General features: G+C 72.2%; 22 protein-coding genes. 11 read left to right on the forward strand and 11 right to left on the reverse strand.

The genetic code is table 11. The features are described from left to right. Positions 1-83: 83 nt before the first annotated feature. Both ACWD35_RS22965 and ACWD35_RS22970 read right to left on the reverse strand, forming a co-directional pair. On the reverse strand, positions 84-1,037 hold the full coding sequence (locus ACWD35_RS22965; protein WP_451353145.1) for a LysR family transcriptional regulator: 954 nt from the start codon (positions 1,035-1,037) through the stop codon (positions 84-86). Positions 1,038-1,237: 200 nt separating this feature from the next. Continuing rightward, entirely contained in the window at positions 1,238-2,125 is an 888-nt protein-coding gene (locus ACWD35_RS22970) for an NAD(P)-dependent oxidoreductase (protein ID WP_451353146.1), read from the reverse strand. An 83-nt stretch (positions 2,126-2,208) separates the two neighbouring features. Here ACWD35_RS22970 and ACWD35_RS22975 point away from each other — a divergent pair, with 83 nt between their 5' ends. Then, positions 2,209-2,559, forward strand: a complete 351-nt coding sequence (locus ACWD35_RS22975) for a winged helix-turn-helix transcriptional regulator (protein ID WP_451353147.1) — start codon at positions 2,209-2,211, stop codon at positions 2,557-2,559. 112 nt (positions 2,560-2,671) lie between these two features. Here the strand turns inward: ACWD35_RS22975 and ACWD35_RS22980 are convergent, their stop codons facing one another. Both ACWD35_RS22980 and ACWD35_RS22985 read right to left on the reverse strand, forming a co-directional pair. Further along, entirely contained in the window at positions 2,672-3,322 is a 651-nt protein-coding gene (locus ACWD35_RS22980) for a class F sortase (protein ID WP_451353148.1), read from the reverse strand. Between the two features lie 185 nt (positions 3,323-3,507). Further along, the gene (locus ACWD35_RS22985) at positions 3,508-4,164 is read right to left on the reverse strand and encodes a hypothetical protein (RefSeq protein WP_451353149.1); all 657 of its coding nucleotides are present in this window, start codon (positions 4,162-4,164) and stop codon (positions 3,508-3,510) included. 261 nt (positions 4,165-4,425) lie between these two features. On the opposite strand from ACWD35_RS22985, the gene ACWD35_RS22990 reads away from it, so the two are divergent. After that, the gene (locus ACWD35_RS22990; RefSeq protein ID WP_451353150.1) at positions 4,426-5,289 is read left to right on the forward strand and encodes an SCO6745 family protein; all 864 of its coding nucleotides are present in this window, start codon (positions 4,426-4,428) and stop codon (positions 5,287-5,289) included. A gap of 57 nt (positions 5,290-5,346) precedes the next feature. Here ACWD35_RS22990 and ACWD35_RS22995 read toward each other — a convergent pair whose 3' ends face one another. Next, positions 5,347-6,555, reverse strand: coding sequence for a cytochrome P450 (locus tag ACWD35_RS22995; protein WP_451353151.1), 1,209 nt, complete (start codon positions 6,553-6,555; stop codon positions 5,347-5,349). Further along, on the reverse strand, positions 6,552-7,262 hold the full coding sequence (locus ACWD35_RS23000) for a tRNA-dependent cyclodipeptide synthase (RefSeq protein ID WP_451353152.1): 711 nt from the start codon (positions 7,260-7,262) through the stop codon (positions 6,552-6,554). Before ACWD35_RS23000 ends, ACWD35_RS22995 begins: the two co-directional genes overlap by 4 nt. A gap of 188 nt (positions 7,263-7,450) precedes the next feature. Between ACWD35_RS23000 and ACWD35_RS23005 the strand changes: the two genes are divergently transcribed. Beyond that, entirely contained in the window at positions 7,451-8,317 is an 867-nt protein-coding gene (locus tag ACWD35_RS23005; protein ID WP_451353153.1) for a fructosamine kinase family protein, read from the forward strand. Positions 8,318-8,347: 30 nt separating this feature from the next. Here ACWD35_RS23005 and tap read toward each other — a convergent pair whose 3' ends face one another. After that, complete coding sequence (tap, locus tag ACWD35_RS23010) at positions 8,348-10,570, reverse strand: telomere-associated protein Tap (RefSeq protein ID WP_451353154.1); 2,223 nt, start codon at positions 10,568-10,570, stop codon at positions 8,348-8,350. A gap of 16 nt (positions 10,571-10,586) precedes the next feature. Beyond that, the gene (locus ACWD35_RS23015) at positions 10,587-10,973 is read right to left on the reverse strand and encodes a hypothetical protein (protein WP_451353155.1); all 387 of its coding nucleotides are present in this window, start codon (positions 10,971-10,973) and stop codon (positions 10,587-10,589) included. Positions 10,974-11,157: 184 nt separating this feature from the next. Between ACWD35_RS23015 and tgmA the strand changes: the two genes are divergently transcribed. The 3 genes from tgmA to ACWD35_RS23030 are packed head-to-tail and all read left to right on the forward strand — an operon-like array spanning position 11,158 to position 13,292. After that, complete coding sequence (gene tgmA, locus ACWD35_RS23020) at positions 11,158-11,349, forward strand: putative ATP-grasp-modified RiPP (RefSeq protein ID WP_020938095.1); 192 nt, start codon at positions 11,158-11,160, stop codon at positions 11,347-11,349. A gap of 18 nt (positions 11,350-11,367) precedes the next feature. Beyond that, positions 11,368-12,351 carry an ATP-grasp ribosomal peptide maturase gene (gene tgmB / locus ACWD35_RS23025; RefSeq protein WP_451353156.1) on the forward strand — a complete coding sequence of 328 codons (984 nt, stop codon included), beginning with the start codon at positions 11,368-11,370 and terminating at the stop codon, positions 12,349-12,351. A 53-nt stretch (positions 12,352-12,404) separates the two neighbouring features. Further along, positions 12,405-13,292, forward strand: a complete 888-nt coding sequence (locus tag ACWD35_RS23030) for a Gfo/Idh/MocA family protein (RefSeq protein WP_451353157.1) — start codon at positions 12,405-12,407, stop codon at positions 13,290-13,292. A 54-nt stretch (positions 13,293-13,346) separates the two neighbouring features. Here ACWD35_RS23030 and ACWD35_RS23035 read toward each other — a convergent pair whose 3' ends face one another. Then, positions 13,347-14,255, reverse strand: a complete 909-nt coding sequence (locus ACWD35_RS23035) for a GNAT family N-acetyltransferase (protein ID WP_451353158.1) — start codon at positions 14,253-14,255, stop codon at positions 13,347-13,349. 202 nt (positions 14,256-14,457) lie between these two features. On the opposite strand from ACWD35_RS23035, the gene ACWD35_RS23040 reads away from it, so the two are divergent. From ACWD35_RS23040 to ACWD35_RS23050, 3 genes are all read left to right on the forward strand, one after another. After that, entirely contained in the window at positions 14,458-15,561 is a 1,104-nt protein-coding gene (locus ACWD35_RS23040) for a PP2C family protein-serine/threonine phosphatase (RefSeq protein ID WP_451353159.1), read from the forward strand. A gap of 220 nt (positions 15,562-15,781) precedes the next feature. Further along, positions 15,782-16,249, forward strand: a complete 468-nt coding sequence (locus tag ACWD35_RS23045) for a hypothetical protein (RefSeq protein ID WP_451353160.1) — start codon at positions 15,782-15,784, stop codon at positions 16,247-16,249. Between the two features lie 94 nt (positions 16,250-16,343). Continuing rightward, positions 16,344-17,594: a serine hydrolase domain-containing protein gene (locus tag ACWD35_RS23050; RefSeq protein WP_451353161.1), complete on the forward strand. Its 1,251-nt coding sequence runs from the start codon at positions 16,344-16,346 to the stop codon at positions 17,592-17,594. Between the two features lie 139 nt (positions 17,595-17,733). Here the strand turns inward: ACWD35_RS23050 and ACWD35_RS23055 are convergent, their stop codons facing one another. Continuing rightward, positions 17,734-19,275, reverse strand: coding sequence for a helix-turn-helix domain-containing protein (locus tag ACWD35_RS23055; RefSeq protein WP_451353162.1), 1,542 nt, complete (start codon positions 19,273-19,275; stop codon positions 17,734-17,736). A gap of 181 nt (positions 19,276-19,456) precedes the next feature. On the opposite strand from ACWD35_RS23055, the gene ACWD35_RS23060 reads away from it, so the two are divergent. After that, entirely contained in the window at positions 19,457-20,077 is a 621-nt protein-coding gene (locus ACWD35_RS23060) for an L-threonylcarbamoyladenylate synthase (RefSeq protein WP_451353163.1), read from the forward strand. 110 nt (positions 20,078-20,187) lie between these two features. Further along, positions 20,188-20,943, forward strand: a complete 756-nt coding sequence (locus tag ACWD35_RS23065) for a dienelactone hydrolase family protein (RefSeq protein WP_451353164.1) — start codon at positions 20,188-20,190, stop codon at positions 20,941-20,943. A gap of 92 nt (positions 20,944-21,035) precedes the next feature. Here the strand turns inward: ACWD35_RS23065 and ACWD35_RS23070 are convergent, their stop codons facing one another. After that, entirely contained in the window at positions 21,036-23,399 is a 2,364-nt protein-coding gene (locus tag ACWD35_RS23070; protein ID WP_451353187.1) for a M4 family metallopeptidase, read from the reverse strand. Positions 23,400-23,721: the final 322 nt, after the last annotated feature.

The raw sequence follows: 23,721 nt of genomic DNA on the forward strand, positions 1-23,721 counted from the left end.
GACCGGCCCAACAATGCCGTGTGACATAGCACATGACACCGAATGCCCATAACACCGTGGTGTTCTCTGTACGTTGGTGTCTCCTACGCCCCTGCCACGTTCCAGGTGCGCGAGGCCCAGTTCCGCAGGTGCGGTGCCTGTGCGACGAGGTCGCGGTAGGCGGCGGTGGCCGACTGGAAGAGGGACTCCACCACGTCGTCGGTGACGGTGTCGGGCCGCCAGGCCAGCACGTACCGGCACCACAGCGGGGAGCCGACGAGCGGTTTGACCACGATGTGCGGGATCGGGCGCAGCGTCGGCTGCACGAGGGACACCCCGAAACCGTCGGCGATCATGCTCTGCAGCTGGGTCTGGTCGCCGAGGAACTCGTGGACCGTGACCGGCGTGAACCCGGCCGCGGCGCAGGCGTCGTAGAACACCCCCGGCCAGCCGGCACCGTCGTCCGGGGTCACGAACCACGCGTCCTCGGCCAGGTCCGCCAGCTGCACCTGGGCGGACTGGCGCAGCCGGTGCCGGGAGGGCAGGGCCACGAAGGTCGGCTCGGTGACGATCCCCCGGTGTTTCACGGCGGTCGTGTGCCGCAGCTCCATGCCCGGGTAGTCGGCGGCGATGGCCGCGTCCACCGTGCCCTCCTCCAGCAGCTCCACGATCCGCGAGGAGGCGTAGACGCTGTTCACCGCGAGGGACAGTTCCGGCAGCCGGGTGCGGACGCGGGACACCGTGCCGGAGAGTATGGGCGAGTTGGTCGCGGCCACCCGCAGGATCCGGCGGGCTCGGGGTGCGGCCGGCCGGTGCCCGATGGCGTCGGCGCGGGCCAGGACGTCCCTGGCCTGCGCGACGACCTCGGCGCCGTAGGGGGTCGGCCGCACCCCGCTCGTGCCGCGTTCGAAGAGCGGCTCGCCCAGATGGCGCTCGATGCGCCGGAGCTGGGTGCTCACGGCGGGCTGCGAGTACCCGAGCTGCGTGGCGGCACGGCCCACACTGCCCGCGTCGGCGATCGCGCACAGCACCCGCAGATGCCGCAGCTCCAGTTCCATCGGTCCACTCCCCCGCTCGTCCCACGACCGGTCCCGGGCGAGGGTGCGCCCTTGGCGAAACCGGTGCTCACAGCCACTGCCGGCCGTGGTCGCGACCGGCGGACCGAAGCGTTCCATTGTGCCCGTCGCCTGCACAAGTCGCGGGTTCGCCAGAAGCCGGCTGGTCACGGTGCGTGCGGGAGCGGGTGCCCCCCGTCGCCTCAGTGGCGGCCGATCACCTCGGCGACCCGGATGAACCCGTCCGTGCCGTGACCGAGGCCGATGACCCGGCGGGCCATGCCCTCCACGGCACGCATCACGCCCGCGTCGATGCCGTGCGTCTCCGAGACCTCGACGACATGGGCCATGGTGGAGACCGCCGAGGTGATGGGGTTGATCTCCCCGGAGTAGCTGCCGCTGTCGGCGTCCTCCGCGAACGTCTCGAAGAGCGGTGGCAGGATCGCGCCGATGCCCTGGGCGAAGGGCGCCAGTTCGCGGGCGGTGACGCCCTCGGCCCGGGCGATCGCCACGGCGTGCGCGTAGCCCGCCATCGCGGTCCAGAAGATGTCGAGCAGCGCGATGTCGAAAGTGGCGGCCCGCCCGGCGTCCTCCCCCAGGTGGGTGTGCGCCCCGCCCAGCGCCTCCAGCACCGCCCGGTGCTTCTCGTAGAGGTCGCGCGGACCGCTGTGCAGGAAGACGGCCTCGGGGGTGCCGATGCTGGGGGCCGGGGTCATGATGGCGCCGTCCAGGTAGCCGATGCCGTGGGCCGCCGCCCAGTCGGCGGTGCCCCGGGCGCACTTCGGGGTGTCGGCGGTGAGGTTCACGACGGTACGGCCCTTCAGCGCGCGGGTGACCTCGTCACGGCGCAGGATCGCGTCGGAGGCGGCGTAGTTCACCACGCAGACGACGACCAACTCCGCCGCGGACACGGCTTCTTCGGCCGACCCGGCAGCGTAGGCGCCCTGTTCGGTCAGCTCCCGGTCCTTGCCGGGCGTACGGTTCCAGACCGTGGTCCGCAGGCCCGCCTTCAGGAACGCGCCGGCGAGCGCGCGGCCCATCGGGCCGAGTCCGAGCACCGTGACGGCAGGAAGATTCGGCGAGGTGGACATGTTGCAACTCCCGTAGTCAGTAAGGAAAAAGAGAAACAGAGAAATACGGCCGGACGGCCGGTGGACAACCGAAGAGGACGACCATGACGCGCAGCCGTGCCCAGGATCCGAACGTCTGCGGAGTGACCGCTGCGATCGCCGTGATCGACGGCAAGTGGAAGACGTCGCTGCTGTGGCTGCTGGAGTCCGGCCCGCACCGGCCCGGCGAGCTGCGCCGCGGGCTGCCGGGGCTGAGCGAGAAGGTGCTGACCCAGGCACTGCGCGAGATGGAGGAGGACGGCCTGGTGCACCGGGAGGTGCACGACGTGCTGCCGCCGAAGACCGTGTACTCGCTGACCGCGTTCGGCCGTGACCTGGCCGAGGCACTGGACCCCGTGTCCGCGTGGGGCCACCGCCGTCTGGAGCGGCTCCGCGAGCGCGAAGCGGCCTCCTGACGCGCCGCGGCTGTCACCTCCTGTCCGTCCTACGGCAGCCCCTGACCTCGGGAAACAGCCTCCCCTGGCTGGGCCGGGCTGCCAAGTACCCACAAAAAAGTGGGTACTCGGCTCACACGAGGTGAGCGAAGACCACCAGGTTCTCGGTGTAGTCCTTGGCGGAGTGGTCGTAGTCCCCCGCGCAGGTGATCAGCCGGGCCTCGGGGCGACGTGTGTCGGCGTACACGCGCTTGCTGGGGAAGTCGTCCTTCTCGAAGGTCTGGGCGCTGTCCACGACGAAGTCCGCCCGGTGCCCGTCGGCCCGCTCGACGGAGAACCGGTCGCCGCGCTTCAGTTCGTCGAGGTTGGCGAAGACGGCCGCGGAGGTCTTCGTGTCGATGTGCCCGGCGATGATCGAGGTGCCGGCCTCGCCGGGCCAGGCGCCGTCGGAGTACCAGCCGACGAGGTTGGTGTTGCCCGCGGGCGGCGGCTGGAGCTGGCCCGAGGCGTTGATGGTCAGGGCGGTGAAGGGGGCGTTCACGGAGATCTTCGGGATGACCAGCCGGGTGGGCGCGGACCTGGGCAGCGCCTTGCCGACCTGGTGCGGGTCGGCCTGGCCCGCGGACGCGTCCGTGGTGAAGTTCGCCCCGTGATGGCCGCCGAGGACGCCGACGGCGAGGAGGACGGCGGCCACGCCCCACATCGTCAGCCGCCCGCCGGAGCGGGTGCCGGGCTCGTCCGGCGCCGGTGCGGCGGGGGCCGGGGAGGAGGGAGTTGCTGCCATCGGACACCACCTCACTCGGGCACGGCAGCACGGGGATCACGGCAGGAGATCGAGCCGGCGAGATCGGGAGTCGCGCGCCGACGGGCGCCCGAGTCGCCGGTGCCGGCTCCGGGCCGCAGGGGGCGCGGGCCGCCGACGTGGTGCGCTCGCCGGCAGCCCCGCAGCCCCTGGATCGCGGCAGCCGGTCAGGAGGCCGGTTCGCCGGCCTTGCGGCGGCGCAGCGCGTAGGCGCCGGTGGCACCCACGGCCAGCACGGCCAGCCCGCCCGCGGAGACGCCGGGCGTGGCGAGGGCGCCGCCGCCGGTGTGCATGCCGCCACTCGGCTTGTCGCGGTCCTCGCCCCCGTCGTTGTTGTTGTCGCGACCGCTGTTGCTGTCGCGACCGCTGTTGCTGTCACGACCGCTGTTGCTGTCACGACCGCTGTTGCTGTCACGACCGCTGTTGTTGTCACGACCGCTGTCCTGGCTCTTGTCCCGGTAGGTCTCGGGGTCGAACCGGCTGTCGCCGCGGTCGGAGCCCGAGTCGTCGCCCTTCACCATGGCGAGGGCACCGCCACCCGTGTGCATGCCGCCACGCGGCTCGTCGCGCCCACTGCCGCGGTTCCCGCCGGAACCCTCGTCACGGCCGCTGTCACGGCCCCCGCCGGAACCCTCGTCGTCCTCGCCGGAACCCTTGTCGCCTTTGTCACTCTTGCCTTGATTGCCGTTTTGATCCCGGCTGTGCGAGGAATCATCACGGCCGCCGTTGTCGCCCGCGGGCACCGCGAACGCGGCACCTGGCGTGGCGAAGGCGAGGGCGGCGGTGGCTGCCGCGGTGGCCAGGAGCATGCGGGCAGAACGCATATCTGGTGTCCTTCCGCCGTGGCCGGTCAGCGGATACCTCATCAGCTGGTCAGACCGACCCCGACATGAACCACCGTCAGTGAGTGACGTGCCGTGCACCATTCGGCGCCACCCAGCCGGGTCACTGCACCACCCATCTGCCCCAGCGCCTGCCCGATGAGCCGCCCGTCCTGAAGGTCTTGTTATGACCGCCGTCATAACGCAGGCTGGTCCCGAGAGCACGGCAGGCCGATGCGGTGGGAGGAAGCAGTGGCGGACGGGATGGCGCGAGCCATGTGGGAGCGGTACGAGCCGGTGCACGATCTCGTGTACTTCGCGCCGGAGGCGCGCGCGGCGGCGGACGCACTCGGGCTGCGCGGCTACTGGATGGGGTACTTCGCACTGCGCGCAGCGCCGCTCGGCGCGGTCGGCCCGTCCGTCGTGACGAGCTGTTTCTACGTCTTCGACCCCTCGCGGGTGGCACGTGCGCTGCCGGACGCCTGGACGTACGCCGCTCCGGCGGACGTGCTGACGGCCCGGTCCGAGGCCATGGACGCCGCGATGACCCGCCTTGTCGGTCCGGACGTCGTGGGCTCCGCGGAGTTCGCGGAGGCGGCGGACCTCGCCTGGGAGGCGGCGGCAGCGGCCGACGTGCCCGGCCGGGTGCTGGGCGGTGCGAACCAGGCGCTGGACCGCCCGGAGCGGCCCGCCGCGCGGCTGTGGCAGGCGGCGACGACCCTGCGGGAGCACCGCGGTGACGGGCACATCGCGGCGCTGGTGAGCCGGGGGCTCGGCCCGGTCGAGGCCATGGTCCTCAAGGCGGCGGCCCAAGAGTCCGACGCGGCGTTCCTGCGGGAGACCCGGAAGCTGGAGCAGACGGACTGGGACGCCGCCGTGGCCCGGCTGCGCGCGGACGGCCTTCTCGCGGAGGACGGCTCGCCCACCCCGGCCGGGGCGGCCCTGCGCGCGGACGTCGAGGCGCTGACCGACGCGGCGGCCGAGCGGCCGTGGACCGCCCTGGGCGCCGACCGCGCCTCGCGGCTCGCCGGGCTGCTGGAGCCGCTGGCCCGTGCCGTCGAGGACTCGGGGCTGCTGCACCCGGGCAACCCCGTCGGGGTGACCCGGTCGTACGCCACCGGCGGCTGACGGCCGTCGTACGCCGGCGTCCCCCGCCCGGGGTACCGGGCCGGGGACGCCGTACGCCTACCAGGTCACCGGCAGCCGCTCGGGGATGCGCTTCATGAAGCCGGTGCGCCAGACCAGTTGTCCGGGCGGCACGGCGAGCGCGAGATCCGGCAGCCGGTCGAGGAGGACCTCCAGGGCGATCCCGGCGTGCGCCCGGCCCAGCGCGGTCGCGGGGCAGTAGTGGGCCCCGCCTCCGAAGGAGAGGTGGTCGGCGGTGTTGTCGCGGTGGACGTCGAAACGGTGCGGGTCGGGGAACTTCTCCGGGTCGAGGTTCGCGCCCTCCACCAGGACTAGCACGAGGTCGCCGCGGCGCACCTGGACCTCGCCGAGCCGGACGTCGTCCAGGGCGAGGCGGGGCAGGGCGTCGCCGATGGAGAGGTTCACCCGCAGCAGTTCCTCCACGCCCGGGCCGATCAGGTCGGGGCGGTCCCGCAGGAGGTCGCGGGCGATGGGGTGGGTGAGCAGGTGGACCAGGGCCATGGCGAGGAAGCCCGAGGTGGAGATGGTCCCGGCGCCGAACATGGTGACGCCGACGGTGGCCAGCATCTCGTCGGTCAGGTGGGCGTAGTCGGGGTCCTCGCGCAGGGCGGCGAGTTCGCCCATGAGCCCGTGGGTGGCGGGGTCGTCGAGCAGGGTCGTCATCCGGGCGAGGTCCCGGTCCCAGTTGATCTTCGCGCCCGTGATCGGGCACGGCGCGTTCATGAAGGCGATGTCGAGGCTGCGCAGGAACCCCGGCGCCTCGGTCTGCGGGATGCCGAGGATGCGGCAGTGCATGCCCGCCGAGTACGGCTCACAGAACGCGCCGCGCAGGTCGGCCGTGGGCCCCTCGGCCACCAGCCGGTCCACCAGGCGGTGAGCCTCCTCGCGCAGCCAGACCAAGAGCCCCGGCGCCTTCGGGTTGAGCGCCCGCATCACCGCCCGGCGCAGCCCGGCCCCGGTGATGTTGCCCATGTTGTTCACGACCTCGGGCGGGATCGTGAGCGCGTACTGCCGGGGCACGCCGGGGGCGGAGGTGTCCTTGAGCGAGAACCGGTCGTCCTTCAGCACCTGTGCGCACAGCTCGTACGACGACACGAGCCAGGCCTCGTCGCCGGCGATGGTCCGCACGCGCCGTACGGGGGTGGCGGCGCGCAGCTCCTCGACCTCGGCGGGCACCCGGGTGCCGTCCCAGGAGAACGGGAAGTCCAGCAGCGGCGCTTCGGTGCGGATGTCGGGGGCGGTGGTCATGCCGCGGCTCCTTCCAGGGCGACGGGGGTGACGATGGCGTGGCCCTGGTTGCGGGAGGCGCGCAGACCGGCGCCGCGGGAGTACAACAGCTCAGCCATCGGCAGCAGTTGGTGGTAGCAGTTGAGCGAGGAGGGCACCTGGAGGATGGCCGGGGTGTCGAGGAACAGCGGGGCCTCGGCGCATACGTACTCCAGGCACACGGCGCGCTGCCGCTCGGTCGCCTCCTCCCCCCGGGCGTGCAGGAACCGGCCGACCAGGGCGTTGCAGACGGCGCGGAACTCCGCGTCAGTCTGTAGTCGGCCGGTCAGCTGCCGGTGGATGTCCTGGTAGGCGGGGTTGGTGCGGAAGGCGGACATCGGCTGCCAGTCGCACCGGGTGCCGTCCGGGTCGGCCGCCGACACGGCGTCACGGACCTTGGCCCGCACGCCGCGCAGGTTCTTCACGGCCTTGCGGCGGGCGTCGTCCGGCGGGTATCCGCAGGCCTCGTACATCTCGGTCACGTACAGGTCGGTGTAGACGAAGTCGACCCTGTCGAAGTGGTCCAGTCCCCAGCGGGCGAGGTCGTGCAGGCGCTGGGCGGAGAAGTAGCTGTTGCCCGGGGACACACCGATCACGGCGTGTGCGCCCTCGCCGAGGATGACCTCGCAGTGGGAGGTGTAGGGCTGGACTTCGAAGACGTCGGCCATCAGCACGGATGCTGTGGTCAAGGGGAAAACCCTCCGCCGCGCGCTAGTCCCGGCGGGGCCCTGTGCCCCTGGTGTGGCGACGCGGCGCCGCTCACGCTAGCCGTACCGGATCAACACGGGTAGTAACTACCGGGGATTGACTGAAAACAGTCGTAGCAAACGTCGAAGTACCGAGGAGGGGTACTTGATTGCGGTCGTACCCTGGGGCCGTGGTCAACCAAGACGAGGATCCGGCAAGGGCGGCGGCCCGGCTCACCGGGCGCCGGGTCACCGGTGCGCGAAGGCCGTCCGGGTCGCCCGCCGAAGTCGCGCTGGACGGCGGGACGGTGGTGATGGTCAAGGGTGGCCACGCCCCCGGCGCCGTACGCGCGGAGGTGGCGGGGCTGCGGTGGCTGGCCGGGGCGGGGGCGGTGCGGGTGCCGGAGGTACTCGGCCACGACGAGCGCTGGATGGTGACCGAGCGGGTCCCGACCGGGCATCCCGGCCCCGAGGCAGCGCTGTGTTTCGGCCAGGCACTGGCCGCGCTGCACGCCGCCGGTGCACCCGCGTTCGGGGCGCCGCCGCCCGGCGGACCCGAGGACGCGTACATCGGCCTCGCCCCCATGCGCAACGTCCCGGACGGGGAGTGGCCGCGCTGGTACGCCGAGCACCGCCTGCTGCCGTATCTGCGGGCGGCGGTCGACGCGGGCACCCTCGGCGCGGGCGAGGCCGCCCCCGTCGAGCGGGTCTGCGAGCGGCTCCCGGACCTCGCCGGGCCCGCCGAGCCGCCCGCGCGGCTGCACGGCGACCTGTGGAACGGCAACGTGCTGTGGGGCGCCGACGGCGAGGTCCAGCTGATCGACCCGGCCGCGCACGGCGGGCACCGGGAGACGGACCTGGCGATGCTCCAGCTGTTCGGCTGTCCGCAGCTGGAGCGGGTGCTGGCCGGGTACCAGGAGGTCTCCCCGCCGGCCGACGGCTGGCGGCAGCGGGTCGGACTGCACCAGCTCTTCCCGCTGCTGGTGCACGTGGTGCTGTTCGGCCGCGGTTACGTCGAACAGACCCTCGCGGCGGCGGGCGGAGCACTCGCCCAATGAGCCAAGGGGACCGAGGAGCCGCGGGGCGGGCTACTCCCCCTCGTCCGGGGCGGTGATCTGCCCGGACTTGATGTAGCGGGCCAGGTTGAGGTGGTCACCGTGCTCCTCGCGCAGCCCCTCCGCCCACAGGACGCTCTGCGTGCCCTCGTGCTTGACCATGCCGGGGCTCACGCCGATCCGGAAGCCGCCGGGCAGCGGCTTGCCGCCGCGGTACGGCAGGAAGTCGAGCGGGGTCGGGCCGGCGGAGGCGTACACCGCGCAGTCGGAGAGCACCGCGACCGGGTACTGGCCGGTGGCGCGAGCCAGGTTGAGCATCTTGCGGTGCATGTTGACCCGGGCCGTGGAGATGACGGCCGCCCGGATGTCGGGCCGCCAGGTCGGCCGGTCCAGTGCCGCCCAGCGCTCGCCGGGCCGCCAGCCGGAGCGGGCCCGCTCGCGCAGCTTGCCGATGCCGCCCTTGACGGTGGCCTTGATCGCCGCGAGGACGAGCGCGAGGTGCGGGTCGCTGCTCTTGTGCCCGGCCATCGCGGACAGGAAGTCCTCGGGCGCCATGCCGGTGGTGACTCCGAGGTCGGCCATCGTGGCGATGTAGGCGTCGCGGAGCCTGGTGTACCAGGCGTCCAGGTACGGGCCGTGCTCGGGGCGGACGTACGCCTCCAACGGGGCGACCTGGTAGCCGAGTTCGAGCGCGTACGCGACGGTGGGCGTCGCGTACCAGGCGGGGCCCTCGGGCGGCTCGCCGTGCGGGGTGAAGGGGCTCGGCAGCCGGGGGTCGAGGCGGATGTGGGAGAGGTCCACAAGCCAGGAGCCGGGCAGCGCGGGGTCGAAGTCCGGGTTGTGCACGTGCCGCGGAGCGCCGAGGCCGACGACGGTGCGGTTGGCGGCTGCGGCGAACGCCATGTTGACGTCGATGCCGACCAGGTACGGCTGCATGCACTCCTCGTCGGTCAGCGGCCGGGCCCAGTCGTACGCCTCCTCGACGAGCATCTCGCTCGGGGTGCGCTGGTGGAAGCGGGGCAGGTGGGCGAGGAGCGGGTGACCGTCCGGGGCCTCGCAGGGCGCGCAGTCGACGGCCTCGGCCAGGGCGCCGGGGTTCGGCGCGGACGCCCACTGGCCGTGCTCGTCCTTCGCGGCGCGGGTCGGCGGATGCAGGGCGGTCATCAGCTCCAGGCCGGTGACGGCGGTGGAACCACGCGGGGTGAGCACGCGGGTGGCGTAGACACCGAGGACGCGGGCGAGTTCGGCGGGCGGCAGCGTGGCCGCGTCGCCCCAGTACCGGGCGTCCAGGGCGTGCCAGGACGGCAGGCACAGCTGGACACAGTTGCGCCGGCCGCCCTCGGCGGGGCGGTAGATCCGGGCCCACGGTCCGAAGCCGCGCCTGGTGAGCCGCCAGTCGGCCTTCTGCACCTGCCGGACCACCGTGTGCGTGTCCGCGATCCGTCCGGCCAGCCGCTCCTCGTCGGTCAGCCGCGTCGGCAGCCCGTAGCGCACGCACGCCGATTCCGTCAGGACGACCAGGGGGTCGGCGTCCTTGCCGGACCGGTGCAGCCGGGACTGCCCGAGCCGCGCCTCGGCGAGCGTCCATTCCACCAGCGCGGACAGCGACTTGGCGGGCACGTCGAGCACCAGACCGCCGACGCAGTACGCGCTCACCCGGCCGTCGTCATCCACGTCGACGACGGCGAGCGGCCCGTGCGCGAAGCGGGGGTCGCCGCCCCCGGCCGCCGTACGGGCTGCGCCGGGGGCGGCCTTCCTGGCAGCGGGGCGGGAGGGGGCGGCGGTGCGGGAGACAGGGCGCGCGGCCGGGCGGGCGTCGGGTACGGGGGTGGGGGCATGCGCGGCCTGGGGCGACGGCGAGACACGCGGACGAGCAACAGCCCCTGCCGACTCCCCATGGTCCGGACCAGCCTCAGCATGACCCGGCTCCCGGCCCTCCGGCCCCTGCGTCGTGCCCGCCGTCGGCTCCGCCGGTGCTGCGGGGACGGTGGGGGGTGCCGGGTAGCGGGTCGCCAGACCGTCGAGGAGGCGGCGGTAGGCCTCTCTGCGGTCGTCCTTCGGTTCGGCGCGGCCCGCTTCCCAGGCTTGGATGCTGGGGACGCGTACGCCTAGGGCCTGTGCGACGGCGGCCTGGGTCAGGCCGGCTGCCTCGCGCAGGCGGGTCCGCTCCGCCGGGGCGGGCAGCACGGTGCCGCCGTCGACGGCGGCGAGCAGGGAGTCCACCGCCGCGAACAGCTCGTCGGGCTGGTCCGTCATTTCCACAACCGTCTTTCTACCTGACACCCTGGCGGATCTCTTCGAGCCGGGTCGTCAGCCGCTGGTGGCGCTGCGAGGCGGCCTGGGAGGAGTTCAGCCCCTGGTGCTGGGCGATCTGCCGCCAGTCCATACCGCGGCGGCGCGCCTCCATCACCACCTGGCTCTCCAGCCGGTCCAGTTGGAGCCGCAGTCCGTCGAAGAGGCTGAGGGCCGCACCGATGTCGTCGGGCGTGATCTGCGGCACATTGCCGGCGTCGGCCCGAGGCCGGCCGGTCGCCGCCAGCAGCCGGCCGAGGAGTGCCGCGTCCTCGGCGACCCGGTGCGCCGGGGCACTGTCGGCGGCGGGTCCCGCCGTGAGGGCGGCCAGCCGGGACCGGGCCACATCGTGCGTGTCATGTGCCATGCGGGCATGCTATCCCGGCCCGCCAACGGCCCAACGTTTTGTTGTTTCCTTGTTCCGGCACATTCTCCTTACCCTCTCCACAAGACCTTCTTGGCACCCTCTCGCACGCTGGTCACGCAGTGTAAGGAAACCAACCACTCGTTCGATTCGTATAAGGACGTGAAAGCCGAATCAGGGAGAGACCATGCAACCGTTCACGCTCAACTACGCGCGGCCCGCTGTGCAGTTGGACGTCACCACTCCGTACGCGTACGACTCCGGACTGCAGTTGAACGTCCTCCCGGACGGGCGGATCGCGGCCACCGACCACGCGACCTTGAGAGCGCTGGGCACGACGACGTCGACGGCCGGCTCCAAGACGCACTTCGACGACTGAACTTCGGGCGTACGACAGATGACCGTGCTCATCCTGACGAGCGAAGAAGATGTGACGGCGGACATGGTGGTCCTCCGGCTGACCGAGACCGGCGTGCCCGTGGTCCGCCTGAACCCCGCCGACCTCACCAATGGGGTGGCGCTGTCCGGCGAGTACGTGCAGGGCGCCTGTGGTGGACACCTGTCCGTCGGCGGGCGCCTGGTAAGCATGAACGGCCTGCGCTCGATCTGGGTGCGCAGGCCGGGCGACCCGGCCGCCCGTGCCGCGCAGCCGTCGGCCTGGCTGACCGAGGAGTCGGCGCAGGCCCTGTACGGCATGCTGCGCTGCACGGACGCACGCTGGATGAACCATCCGGACGCCGCCCAACGCGCCCGCCACAAGCCCTGGCAGCTGCGTCTCGCGCAGCGCAGCGGACTCCCGGTGCCGGCCACGCTCATCACGACGTTCCCGCAGGCAGCCCGGGAGTTCGCGGAACGCTTCCCGGACCTGGTGGTCAAGCCGGTGTCCGGAGCCCATCCGCAGGAGCCGCCGCGGGCGGTACCGACCAGCCGGGTCGCGCCGGACGCCGACTTCGCCGCGGTCGCCTACGGCCCGACCCTGCTGCAGCGGCGCATCGTGAAGCGGGCCGACATCCGGCTCACCGTCGTCGGCGACACGCTGCTGGCCGCGCGCAAGCCGGCCGACCCGGACGCCGGCCCCGACGAGGTGGACGTCCGGTTCGCCCGGTCGGTCTCCCCCTGGCACCCCGTCGACGTGGCCCCGCGCGTCGCCGAGGGCGTCCTGCGCTACCTGCGGGGCGCCGGACTGGCATACGGCGCCTTCGACTTCGCGGAGGACGCCGACGGGATCTGGTGGTTCCTGGAGTGCAACCAGTCCGGCCAGTTCGGCTTCGTCGAGATGGACACCGGTCAGCCGATCGCGGCGACCATCGCCAAGTGGCTTGCGGAGGAGGGAGGTCCGGCGGGCATGGGTGCCGACGGCGGCCCGGGCACGGCATCTTGAAGGTGCAGCGGGCGTTGAGCGAGCGGGGAACGGCTCGGAGGAGGGAACGCGACATGCGGATCGGACTGCTGGGAACCGGCCCGTGGGCCCAGGCGGCCTACGCCCCGGCGCTCGCCGGACACCCCGGCCTGGACTTTGCCGGGGTGTGGGGCCGCCGGCCGGACGCGGCGACCGCGCTGGCCGTGCAGTACGGCGTGCGGGCGTATGACGAGGTGGACGCCCTGCTGGCCGACGTGGACGCGGTGGCGGTGGCGCTGCCGCCGTCCGTGCAGGCCGAGTTGGCGGTGCGGGCGGCACGGGCGGGCCGCCATCTGCTGCTTGACAAGCCACTGGCGCTGGGGGTCGCCGAGGGGCGGGCGGTGGTGGAGGCGGTGGACCGGGCCGGGGTGGCGTCGGTGGTGTTCTTCACCACGCGCTTCCAGCAGGAACCGGAGGCCTGGATGGAGGAACAGGCTTCCCTGGGAGGCTGGTTCACCGCCCGGGCGCAGTGGCTCGGCGCGGTGTTCACGAGCGACAGCCCGTTCGCGGCCTCGCCGTGGCGGCGGGAGAAGGGCGCGCTGTGGGACGTGGGCCCGCACGCCCTGTCCGTGCTGCTGCCGGTCCTCGGCGACGTACGGCAGGTCATGGCGGCGGCGCACGGCCCCGCGGACACCGTGCACCTGGTCCTCGACCACGCCACCGGCGCGTCGAGCACGCTGACCCTGAGCCTGACGGCCCCTCCGGCGGCGGCCGGGGCGGAGGTCGAGCTGCGGGGCGAGTCCGGGGTGGCGCTCCTGCCGAGGGGCACCGAAGCCCCGGTCGCCGCCCTCGCCCGCGCCATGGACGCCCTGCTGACCGCCGCCGGCACGGGCCGCCCCCATCCCTGCGACGCCGCCTTCGCCCTGCGCGTCACCGAGATCCTGGCGATGGCGCAGGCCCGGCTGAACGGCGGCGCCGCATAGGGCTCGCCGGACGGCGGCGAAGCCGGGGCCGTCGGTCACCGCGCCGTCAGCGTGTCACCCGGCACGGACAGCGTCGGCCGCCCAGAAGTTGCGGCGTTCGCGTACAACGGGGTAGCCGGCCTTGGTGAAGTGCGCGGCCATGGGGAAGTTGCCCTGGTCGGTGGCGCCCGCGATGAACTCGGCGCCCCGTTCGGCCAGATAGTGGGTGCACTCGGCGAGCAGGTCGTAGGCGTATCCGTGGCCGCGGTGTTCCGGGAGGACGCCGATGAAGCCGATGCAGGGCCCGCTCGAATTGCGTGCGGGGATGTGGATGCCGGCCAGGTCGCCCTCGGGCGTGCGGGCCGTCTGCCACCACTCGCGCGGTGACGGGAACCACCGGAAGATGTCGATCTCCTCCTGGGCCGCCTGCTCCACTCCGCCCTGTTCGATGGCCCGGAGCGCGTGGGCGTCCAGGGTGACGGAGTGGATGCGGCGCAGGGCGTCGAAGAACACGCCGTCGTCCGGTTCGGCGGAGTAGACGAGGCGGGCGGGACGCTCGGGCAGGCCCTGGTCCGGGGTCCAGCGGTAGAGGAAGCGGTCGACCAGCGGTTCGTACCCCGCCATGCGCACGGCGGCCGTGCGCTCGTCGACGGCGGCTCGCAGGTGCGGGGTGTCGCGCCAGCCGGCGCGAAGGTCGAGTTCGAGTTCGGCGACCTGCCAGGGCGCGGTCCGCAGGAGCTCGGCTCCCGCGTCGGCCTCGCCTTCGGCCACGTCGAACCAGTTGATCAGAAGGGGCTCGGTGTCCTCGGGCCGGGCCCACCAGGCGGCCCGGGCGACGACCCGGCCGTCGCGCAGGGCGACGCGCTGCCAGTCGGGGCGGTAGCGGGTGGTGCGGTGCCGATCAGCCAGGCCGAGCGGGTCGGGCAGGGCGTCGAACAGGTGCGCACTGCTCTCGTCGAGCGCGCGGATGACCACAGCGGTCAAGGAATCCTCCGGGATGCGAACTGCGTGGAGCGCTCCCGGTCAGCCGTGACATGCCCAAGGGACGGGGAGGGGGGAGCGCGGGATGGGTGTGAACATGACGCTCGCCTCCTTCTTCCGTCCGTCTCGGGCGTGCTCGCACACGCTATGCGGACGCCCGCACCAACGTCCACCGCTTTTCCGGGCTCCGGCGTAGCGTGGGCATGTGAGGCCGCAGCGCGGCAGGTCGTCGCGTCGCTACGAGGAGGACCGCGGCTGGTTGCGGGGCGCACCGCCGCCGCGGTGGGTGCGGGTGCTGCCCGTGCTGCTGCTGGTGCTCGTGGCCGCAGCCGCGTCGGTCACCCCACACGCCAGCGATCTCGGCTTCCTGCTGGGCGCCATCCCGCCGCTGGCCGTGCTGTCGTACGGGCCGCTCGCCACCGGCGTCCTCGGCCTCCTGGTCGTGGGGCTGCTGAACATACCGGCCACGCATCTCAACCGGCCCGGCAACACCGACCTGCTGACCATCATGTTCGTGGCAGTGCTGAGCGTGTTCGTGTCGTACGTGCGCAGTCACCGCGACGCCCAGCTGGTCACCGAGCGCAGCATCGCCGAGGCGGTGCAGCGGGCCGTGCTGCCATCCGTGCCGAAACGGGTCGGGCCGCTCAGGTGCGCGGGCCTGTACCGGGCCGCGCAGGACGGCACGCTGGTGGGCGGGGACTTCTTCGACGTGCGGGAGGGGCCGTACGGCGTCCGGGCGGTGATGGGCGACGTGCAGGGGCACGGGCTGTCGGCGGTGGCGACGGTGGTGTCGCTGTTGGGGGCGTTCCGGGAGGCGGCGCTCGACCAGCCGGACCTGGAGTCGGTCGCGGCCCAGATGGACCGCAGGCTGGCAGTGGACTCGCGGGACGTACGGTACGCGGAGCTGTTCGCGACCGCGGTGCTGCTGGAGTTCTCCGCCGACCTGGCCGCGGTGCGGGTGGTGGCCTGCGGTCATCCCGCGCCCGTCCTGCTGCGCCAGGGGTGCGCCCGGGAGGTCTCGGTCGCCCCGGCGCCGCCGCTCGGGGTCGGCCTGGTCGGGGCCGATCCGCCGAAGGAGGTCACGCTCGCGCTGGACCGGGGTGACCTGCTGTTCCTGGCCTCCGACGGCGTGTGGGAGGCCCGGGACCACGCCGACGCCTTCTATCCGCTGACCGAGCGCTTGGCCGCCCTCGCCGGCCCGGACCCGGACCCGGCCGAGCTGCCCGGTGAGGTGTGGGCGGAGCTGGTCCCGCGGTACGACGTACGCGACGACGTGACCATGCTGCTGCTGTCGCTGCCCCCGGCCTGAGCCCACGACCCACACCCCCACCCTCGACTCCCTCCATCGACGAACCGACACTCGGAGTTCGAACATCGCACCGCAAACGCCATGCTTCGCCACCCCTTCCGCCACGTAGAAATATCTACGAGCATGCATATGCCGGGTTGGCGTGCAACCGCACCAAGTGCCCGGACACGGCCGTTCCCTTCCCTCATGTCGGACGAACGAGGATCACCCGGAGCAGTGCATGACGAACACGATGTTGATGCGGGGCGTGGAGTGGCTCGCCGCGGCGGCGGCCGACCCGCGCGCCTGCAAATGGGAGTGGGACCACGGTGAGGGCACCGCGCTGCTGGAGGCGGGCCGGTTCTGGGACGTGCTGAGCGTGCCCGAGCGGCTCGGAATGCTCACCCTGGACCTGCTGTGGCGGCCGGCGCCGCCGGTGCCAGGACCCACGCTGGTGGACACGGTGGCCGGACGGGTCGGCTTCTTCCTGCCGCCCGATCCGTCCGGGGGGTGGGTGGGCGCCGGTCTGCGATACGCGACCAAGGGTTCCTGGGTCGCCGTACCGCCGCCGTACCGGCGCGCCCGCTACCTGGAGTGGCTGGTCCCGCCCGACGGCACCGGCACGCTGCACTCGCCCGGCAGCCTGGAGGCGGCGCTGCGGGGGGCCAACGGCGCGCTGACGGCGCTCGCTCCGATGTGCGGGAAGTAGCGGCTCAGGTTGGGCGCTCCTATCCTGGCTGGGACGAGCTTCGACGTCTTCACGCCCACCGCACGTTCGGCTCTCACGTGCTTGGAGTCAGCCCATGTCGAAGACCTCCGCACGCCTGCGCAGGGGGGCCGCGGTCGCCCTCGCGGCAGGCACGCTGCTGGCACCGCTCGCCGCCGGTCCCGTCTCGGCGGCGCCCGCGTCCGTACCCGCCGCCCTCGCCGCCGGCTCGCCCAGCCCGGCTCCTTCGGGGCCGGGCGTCCGCAGCCTCACCCCGGGCGTGGCGCGCCAACTCGACGCCGCCGTACGGAAGGTGCTGCACGAGGCGAACGTGCCCGGTGTGACCGTCGGGATCTGGACGCCCGGACAGCCGGACTACGTCCGCGCGTTCGGTGTCGCCGACAAGCGCACCGGTAGGAAGATGGCCACGGACCTGTACATGCGCATCGGCAGCGAGACCAAGACGTTTACGGTGACCGCACTGCTTCAGCTGGCGGATCAGGGGAAGGTCGGTCTGGACGATCCGATCGGCAAGTATGTCGACGGTGTGCCCAGCGGGGAGGAGATCACGCTGCGTCAGCTGGCCGGTATGCGCAGCGGGTTGTTCAACTACTCAGAGGACGACGGCTTCTTCAAGGCGCTGACCTCGGACCCGAAACGCCCCTTCACGCCCCAGGAGTTGCTCGCCTACTCCTTCAGGCATCCGGTGCTGTTCCCGCCGGGGCAGAAGTTCGATTACTCCAACACCAACCTGATCCTGCTGGGTCTGGTCGTGGAGAAGGAGAGCGGCAGGCGCCTCGGGGACTACATCAAGGCACACATCCTCGATCCGGCGGGCATGAAGCACACGGTGTTCCCCACGGGCAACGAGTTCCCCTCCCCGCACGCGCAGGGCTACACGGACCAGACGGCGAACGGGAAGGTCGCCGTCACGACCGACTGGAACCCGTCCTGGGGCTGGGCGGCCGGCGCGATGATCTCGACGCAACAGGACCTGCGCACCTGGTCGCGCACGGTCGCCACGGGCCGGTTCCCGGACGGGAAGCGGATGATCAGCCGCGAGATGCAGAAGCAGCGGCTGACCATGCCGGCGACCCCGATCCCGGGCGTCGGGTACGGGCTGGGCATCTTCGATGTCCATGGCTGGATCGGCCACAACGGCTCGCTGCCGGGCTACGAGACCCTGACCGTGTATCTGCCGGCCACGCGGACGAGGCTGGTCGTGCTCCTGAACACGGACATCAACTACAAGGGCCAGGAGCCCAGCACCGTGTTCGGCGAGGCGATCACGAAGATCCTGTCCCCCGGGCACGTGTTCGACCTGCAGGCCGCACCGGCGGCCCGGTGAGGCACCGCCGACGAGCTGAGAGCTGAGCGCGGGGACCCGACCGGACCCCCGTCCCAGTCGCGCCCCGCGGACTCCAGAACTTACGTGCGGTTTTCACCGTGGGGTAGCGCACCGGTGCCCGCCGTGGCGCGTGCGGGGCTCACCAGTGCACAGGTGAGTCCGGATGGTTATGGTTTGCCCGGCTGAGCGCCGGCACGGGAAGGTCGCCGATGGCCAGATGGGCCAGGACGACCTCGTACAGATCGGTGCCGGCCGCCAGCAGCTGCCGTTCCAGGACGGGTTCGGCGGCCCGGGTGTGTTCCCGGACGGTCTGCGCGTGCACGCCTCGCGCGCGGGCGGCCCGTTCGGCGTTCGCGTCGGCGGCGAGCCAGGCACGCAGGGTGCCGCGCAGGTCACGGCCGTCCGTGTCGAGACGGCCCAGCAGCTTCCGGGCCCAGCAGGCCAGTTCGACACCGCCGAGCAGGTCGCCGAGGCCTGTCGGGCCGGGCGCGGGTACGTCCGTACGGTCGGGGTCGTACGGGCTGCCCGTCGCCGCGGTGTTGACGGCGAGGTGGGCGGCGGCGCGGACGGTGAGGACGGAGAAGTCGACGCCGAGCAGGGCGGCGACGCGGTCCATGCGGGCGCGAACGGTGTTGCGGCTGACGCCGAGGACCTTGGCCGCGCTCACGGCGGTGAACTCCAGGCCCAGCCGGGTGGTGGCGAGCAGTTCGGCGCGGATGTGGTGCGGCAGGGTGTCCAGCGGGCGGAGCACCTCGGCGGACCAGGCGCGCAGCGCGCCGGGGTCCATCAGCCGTTCGGGGTGGGTGCGTTCGGCGTAGACGGCGGCGTGGTCCGGGCTGAAGTGGGCGACGGCGAGGGCGCTGACGGCCTGCCCGTAGCCGGTGGCGGTGCGGGCGAGGCTCTGCCGGAGGCTGCCGCCGAGGAAGGTGCCGGGCCGCCCGCCGACGAGCGAGCGCAGCCGCTCCCCCGTCGCCGGTGCCGCGCTGACGACGATGACGTGACTGTCCATCGCCGGGCAGCGCACGACCAGCGCCTGGTCGCCGGTGACGTCCACGCACTCCTCGGCGAGCTGGTCCCGTTCGGCGGGCGAGCCCTCGACGACGTACACGTGGGCGCTGTCCTCGGCCAGCAGACCGGGCCACAGGCCCGCGGCGACGCGGCGGGCGGAGACGGTGTCCTCCACCATGAGCAGTTGCAGGATGGCCAGTCGCAGGTCCGCCGCGGCCTGCCGCAGCCGGTGCCCGGAGGCCGTCAGCTCCCTTTCCCTCAGCAGCAGTTCCAGGGCACCAGCGGTGTACCTCAGGATCTCGGAGAGCTGCCGGTCGAAGGGGGCCGGGCGGGCTACGGCCAGCACCGCGCCGGCCGCCGGGCCCCGCTCGGAGTGCCGTATCCCGACGAGCCGTACGTGCCGTTCGCCGTCCTGCACGGCGGCGGCGGAGATCCGGCCGGCGGCGATCTCGGCGACCACGGAGGGATCGAGCCGCAGGCGGTCTCCGGCGAGCAGGGCGCCGCCCGCGTCCCGGAGGCTGACCGTCGCGCCGACGGTCCGGGCCAGCCAGGCGACCACCCGGCGCGGGTCACGCCCGCCCGGGCGGAGCTGGTCGAGCAACTGCCGCGCCCATGCGCCGTCGGTGCCGTACGGCTCCTGCGCACCCGGGCCCTCGTCGGGTCTGCCGGTCACGGTCCCCTCTCCTCGTCATCGCATCGAAGTCATCACACCGACGTCATCACACCGACGTCATCACACCGACGTCATCGCATCGACGTCATCATTCGACCTGGTGAACGAACGTGGACCCTACCCGACCGGGCTCCCGCCCGTCCTCCGCCGTCGGCACCGGCACACGGCATAAGCTCGGCAGATGGCGAAGTACTTCGACGTGCACCCCGAGAACCCGCAGCCGCGCAGCATCGCCCAGATCGCCGACGCGGTGCGCTCGGGGGCACTCATCGCATACCCCACCGACTCCTGTTACGCGCTGGGCTGCCGGCTGGGCAGCCGGGACGGCATCGACCGGATCCGCTCGATCCGCCATCTGGACGACCGGCACCACTTCACTCTGATGTGCCGGGACTTCGCGCAGCTCGGCCAGTTCGTGCGCGTCGACAACGACGTGTTCCGGGCCATCAAGGCCTCGACCCCCGGCAGCTACACCTTCATCCTCCCGGCCACCCGCGAGGTGCCGCGCATGCTGCAGCATCCGAAGAAGAAGACGGTGGGCGTGCGTATCCCCGACCATGTGGTCACCCAGGCGCTCCTCGCCGAGCTGGGCGAGCCGCTGCTGTCCAGCACGCTGCTGCTGCCGGACGAGGAGGAGCCGCTGACCCAGGGCTGGGAGATCAAGGACCGGCTCGACCACTCCGTGGACGCGGTGGTCGACTCCGGCGACTGCGGCACCGAGCCGACCACGGTGGTGGACTTCTCCGGCGGCGAGGCGGAGATCGTGCGGCGCGGCGCGGGAGACACCACCCGCTTCGAATGACCGGCATAACTCCGGTGAAGCGTAAGGATCTTGCGTGGCAGCATGAGGGGGACCCGCAGCGCCGAGGGGCACCCGCCTCCCGGCGCCGAATTCACTGGAGGCTTCTCCGCATGACCGCCGTACAGGGCACAGCCGTCGACATCCCGGCCGCGGACGGCGTCGCCGACGCCTACCTGACCCACCCGGCCGACGGGGGTCCGCACCCGGCTGTGCTCTTCTACCAGGACGCCTACGGGCTGCGCCCGCACCTGAGGGCGATGGCCGACCGGCTGGCCGCCGCCGGTTACACGGTCCTGGTTCCGAACGTGTTCTACCGGCTCGGCCGCACCCCGGTCGTGGAACTGCCGGACTTCATCGACCCCGATGCCGACCCGGCCATCTGGGAGCGGCTCGGCCCGATCGTGCACTCGCTGACGCCGGAGCAGATCCGGCGGGACGCCGACGCGTATCTGGGCTGGCTCGCCGACAACCCGCTGGCGGCCGACGGCCCGGTGGCGATCACCGGCTACTGCATGGGGGCCCGGCTGGCGCTGCGTACGGCGGCCACCCATCCCGACCGGGTCGCCGCGGCGGCGGGCTTCCACGGCGGCAGGCTGGCGACCGAGGACCCGGACAGCCCGCACCAGGGTGCCGGGAACATCACCGCCGAGCTGTACTTCGGGCACGCCGACCAGGATCCGTCCCTGCCCGAGGAGCAGGTCCGGCGGCTGGAGCAGGCCCTCACCGAGGCCGGGGTACGGCACACCTGCGAGGTCTACCGGGGCGCGGTGCACGGCTACACCCAGGCGGACACCCCGTCGTACGACCGGGACGCCGACGAGCGGCACTGGGCGGCGCTGCTGGACCTGCTGAAGCGCACGTTCTGACGTGGGGCACGGCTCCCCTGGCTCCGCCGAGCCGACATGCGAAGGTCCCGCACGCGGACGGCTTCCGCGTGCGGGACCTCAGGGTGTGCGGGTCAGCTGGTCGTCAGGGCGGTGTCGTCCACGACGAAGCTGGTCTGCAGCGAGATGTCCTCCACGCCGTTGAACTTCAGGGTGACCGTCTGGCCCGCCAGCGAGGACAGGTCGAAGGTCTTCTGCACGTAACCGGTGTTGGCGTTCAGGTTCGAGTACGTCGCCAGGTTGGTCGAACCCGCGGAGACCGTCAGCTTGTCGTACTGGACGCTGGAGGTGGTCTCGGAGGTGTCGATGTGCAGCCAGAAGGTCAGGGTCGCCTTGCAGTTGGCCGGGATGCTCACCGACTGGGACAGCGTGTCGGTGTGCGTGCTGCCGTAGCCGTCGAGCCAGGCCTTGTAGGAGCCGCTGTGCGCGGGCTCACCGGCGCTGTTGTCGATGACCCCGGCGGTCGCGGTCCAGCCGGTGCTGCCCGACTCGAAGCCGGGGTTGGTCAGCCGCTGCGACGAGGTGCAGCCGCCGGTGGTGCCGACCGTCCAGGTGAAGGTCGCGGTTCCGGTGGCGCCGGTGGAGTCGGTCACCGTCACGGTGGTGTTGGAGCTGCCCGCCGTGGTGGGCGTGCCGGTGATCAGGCCCGTGGAGCTGTTGATCGACAGGCCGGCCGGCAGACCGGTGGCGCTGTAGGTGAGCGCGCCCGCGTTGGTGCTGCTCGCCTGGATCTGGAGGCTCACCGCGGTGCCGACGGTGGAGGACTGGTTACCCGGGTTGGTGACCGTCACGCCGTTGGCGGGCGGGTTGATGTGGCTGCCGACGTTGATGCCGGCGAACGCGTTGCCGACTCCGGCGTACTGGGTGGAGTTGGTGCCGTAAAGCGCGGCAGCCGCGTTCAGGGCGGCGGTGCGGGCGGCCGCGTAGTCGGTGGTCGACGTCATGTACGTCGTCAGCGCCTTGTACCAGATCTGCAGGGCCGCGGCCCGGCCGATGCCGGTGACGGCGACGCCGTCGGAGGTCGGGCTGTTGTAGGTCACGCCGTTGATGACCTTGGTTCCGCTGCCCTCGGAGAGCAGGTAGAACATGTGGTTCGCCGGACCCGAGGAGTAGTGCACGTCGAGGTTGCCGACGCCCGCGTACCAGCTGTCGGCGGAGCCGCCGTCCTTGCTGGGCTTGTCCATGTAGCGCAGCGGCGTGCCGTTGCCGTTGATGTCGATCTTCTCGCCGATGAGGTAGTCGCCCACGTCGGTCGAGTTGTTGGCGTAGAACTCCACACCCGTGCCGAAGATGTCGGAGGTGGCCTCGTTCAGGCCGCCCGACTCGCCGCTGTACTCCAGGCCCGCGGTGTTGGAGGTGACGCCGTGGCTCATCTCGTGGCCGGCGACGTCGAGGGAGGTCAGCGGGTCGGCGTTGGCGGAGCCGTCGCCGTAGGTCATGCAGAAGCAGGTGTCGTCCCAGAAGGCGTTCACGTACGCGTTGCCGTAGTGGACGCGGGAGTAGGCGCCGACACCGTCGTTCTTGATGCCACTGCGGCCGAAGGTGTTCTTGTAGAAGTCCCAGGTCTCCGCGGCACCGTAGTGGGCGTCGGCGCCCGCGGTGGCCGCGTTGGACGTGGTGCCGTTGCCCCAGGTGTCGTTGGTCTGGGAGAACAGGGTGCCGGTGCCCGAGGTGCCGTGGTTCAGGTTGTACGTCTTGTGGCCGCCGCGCGCCCCGTCGGTGAGCGTGAAGTTCGAACCCGACTGGGTCGTGGTCAGCGAGACCTGGCCGCTGTACTGGGTGTTGCCGATGCCGGTCTTGATCGCCTGGTAGCGGTACAGCTCCTTGCCGCTGGTGGCGTCGGTGATCACGTGCAGCTGGCTGGGCGTGCCGTCGTCCTGGAGGCCGCCGATCACCGTCTCCCAGGCGAGCTTCGGGGTGCCGTGGCCGGCCCAGATCACCTTGCGGACGCTGTCGGTGGTGGCCTTCTTCGCGTCGAGGGCCTTCGCGACCTTGAGCGCCTTGGTCTGGGCGGCGGACTTGGCGAAGGTCGCGGTGGTGGAGGCGACCTTGATCTTCTGCTTGGTGGCGTAGGTGGTGCTCACCGTGCCCTTGGCCAGGGAGGCGGGCGGGGTGTGCACGATCAGGTCACCGCCGAGGACGGGGAGACCGGCGTAGGTGCGCTCGTAACGCGTGTGCAGCGTGCCGTCGTTGTCCTTGGCGACGTCCTTGACGACCAGCTTCTCCTGCGCGCCGAGCCCGAGGGTGCGGGCGGTCGCGCCGGTCTGCTTCCGGGCGCTGTCGACCAGCGCGCGGTGCTGGGCGGGGCTGAGCTTCGCATCGAGGCCGCCGGTGCGCAGGGCGCTGGGGTGGGGGGCGGCGGGCTTCGCGGTCGCCGGGACCGCCTGGAGGCCGACGGCGAGGAAGGCCGCGGTGGAGATCAGGGCGGCTCCGGCCATGGCCCGCTTGTGGGGAAGGCGTCTGTGGGGAAGGCGTCTCACTCGAACTCCTCCTGCTGCGACCGCCGGGGTCGCGGCCGATGACAGACCGCGCAGACGGGTCATCTACGCGGGTGCGCTGATCTGGGCGAACGTGATCCGAGCCCAGAACGGGGAGCATCAGCGTGCGGGGGGAGAATGACAGTGGTGACCCGTTCATGTCATTAGGTAGCGCTGTCAATCGAGGGTTTTCCCTATGAGGCGGCTGTGAGCCGGACCGAATCGGGGCAATCCCGTGATCATGCGTGAAAGGTCACTGGGCACCTGCTCGCTGATGCCCCGG

Source organism: Streptomyces sp. NPDC002671 (assembly GCF_053592475.1).

Bases quoted from the DNA above. Each gene is read 5' to 3' on its own strand.
- ACWD35_RS23015 (WP_451353155.1), bottom strand. From the start codon at position 10,973: ATGGCACATGACACGCACGATGTGGCCCGGTCCCGGCTGGCCGCCCTC.
- ACWD35_RS22965 (WP_451353145.1), bottom strand. From the start codon at position 1,037: ATGGAACTGGAGCTGCGGCATCTGCGGGTGCTGTGCGCGATCGCCGAC.
- ACWD35_RS23070 (WP_451353187.1), bottom strand. From the start codon at position 23,399: ATGGCCGGAGCCGCCCTGATCTCCACCGCGGCCTTCCTCGCCGTCGGC.
- ACWD35_RS22995 (WP_451353151.1), bottom strand. From the start codon at position 6,555: ATGACCACCGCCCCCGACATCCGCACCGAAGCGCCGCTGCTGGACTTC.
- ACWD35_RS22970 (WP_451353146.1), bottom strand. From the start codon at position 2,125: ATGTCCACCTCGCCGAATCTTCCTGCCGTCACGGTGCTCGGACTCGGC.
- ACWD35_RS22980 (WP_451353148.1), bottom strand. From the start codon at position 3,322: ATGGCAGCAACTCCCTCCTCCCCGGCCCCCGCCGCACCGGCGCCGGAC.
- ACWD35_RS23050 (WP_451353161.1), top strand. From the start codon at position 16,344: ATGTCGAAGACCTCCGCACGCCTGCGCAGGGGGGCCGCGGTCGCCCTC.
- tgmB (WP_451353156.1), top strand. From the start codon at position 11,368: ATGACCGTGCTCATCCTGACGAGCGAAGAAGATGTGACGGCGGACATG.
- ACWD35_RS22985 (WP_451353149.1), bottom strand. From the start codon at position 4,164: ATGCGTTCTGCCCGCATGCTCCTGGCCACCGCGGCAGCCACCGCCGCC.
- tap (WP_451353154.1), bottom strand. From the start codon at position 10,570: ATGACGGACCAGCCCGACGAGCTGTTCGCGGCGGTGGACTCCCTGCTC.
- tgmA (WP_020938095.1), top strand. From the start codon at position 11,158: ATGCAACCGTTCACGCTCAACTACGCGCGGCCCGCTGTGCAGTTGGAC.
- ACWD35_RS23060 (WP_451353163.1), top strand. From the start codon at position 19,457: ATGGCGAAGTACTTCGACGTGCACCCCGAGAACCCGCAGCCGCGCAGC.
- ACWD35_RS23045 (WP_451353160.1), top strand. From the start codon at position 15,782: ATGACGAACACGATGTTGATGCGGGGCGTGGAGTGGCTCGCCGCGGCG.
- ACWD35_RS23030 (WP_451353157.1), top strand. From the start codon at position 12,405: ATGCGGATCGGACTGCTGGGAACCGGCCCGTGGGCCCAGGCGGCCTAC.
- ACWD35_RS22975 (WP_451353147.1), top strand. From the start codon at position 2,209: ATGACGCGCAGCCGTGCCCAGGATCCGAACGTCTGCGGAGTGACCGCT.
- ACWD35_RS22990 (WP_451353150.1), top strand. From the start codon at position 4,426: ATGGCGCGAGCCATGTGGGAGCGGTACGAGCCGGTGCACGATCTCGTG.
- ACWD35_RS23065 (WP_451353164.1), top strand. From the start codon at position 20,188: ATGACCGCCGTACAGGGCACAGCCGTCGACATCCCGGCCGCGGACGGC.